This is a genomic window from Kitasatospora sp. MBT66 (genome assembly GCF_000710405.2).
GTDB lineage: Bacteria > Actinomycetota > Actinomycetes > Streptomycetales > Streptomycetaceae > Kitasatospora > Kitasatospora purpeofusca.
In genome coordinates this window covers 200,640-201,497 of the sequence record NZ_JAIY01000020.1, presented here as the reverse complement: position 1 = coordinate 201,497, position 858 = coordinate 200,640, and the positions used below count along the sequence as shown (strand labels likewise).

The window sequence follows — 858 nt, the reverse complement described above, 5'->3', positions numbered from 1 at the left end:
GGCAGCGGCGCGGTCGGAGCGGCCGGGACGCCGTCCCAGCCGAACTGCACGGACTTCAGCAGTTCCGCGAAGACGTCCGTGTACAGCTCCCAGTCCTGCGGCTGGGCGGTGGTCAGCTGGACGCAGAGCACCGAGGCGCCGTCCGGCAGCGGGACGAACGCCTCGACCACCGAGGTGACCGCCCAGCGGCGCACCCCGTCGGCGGCCAGCGGGCCCGGGACGGGCACACTGCGGCCCTCGACCAGGACGGCGGCCGGCCCGGCGGGCAGCAGCACCGTCCACACCTCGGCGTGCCGCCGCACGGTGGCGAGCTCGGTGGCCAGGCCGGTGATCGGCAGCGGGTGGCGGGCCAGCGAGACGACCAGCGTCGCGTCGGCCGCCCTGCCGTCCACCTGGACCGCCGCGACACCCGCGTAGACGGCGCCGGAGGCGGTGACGACATCGGCCAGGGCGGCGGCGATCAGCGCGAACTCGCGGCGGTCGGCCGGAGCCGTGCCGCTGAACAGCTCCTCGGCGGTCTCGGCCAGGTGGGTCGTCAGCTCGGCGGCGGCCGCGCCGGTGGCCGGGGCGATCCCGAGGCCGGCCGGGATGCCGTCCACGGGGCCGGTGGACACCGTGCGGGCGGAGACCCCGGGCGGGCCGCCGGGCGCGGTGAGGGAGTGGAAGCCGGGCGGGACGACCAGTCGGACCTCGGCGCCCGCGCCGGTCGGCAGCTCGACCGGCTGCCGGGTCTGCTGCCCGGCCGCGAGGGCGGCCAGCGGCGCGGCGAACGCGGGGCGGAGCTTGGGGTCGGCGGGCTCGCCGGTCACCGGGAGGTCGAAGTGCCCGGCGGTGAGGGCCTCCGGGGAGCCGCCCGCC

The 858-nt window shown here is 78.8% G+C and carries 1 protein-coding gene; it reads right to left on the bottom strand.

All coding sequences use genetic code 11. From position 1 onward, the window contains the following. On the bottom strand, positions 1-858 hold an 858-nt coding region (locus BI06_RS51985; protein ID WP_158516533.1), incomplete at both ends, for a hypothetical protein.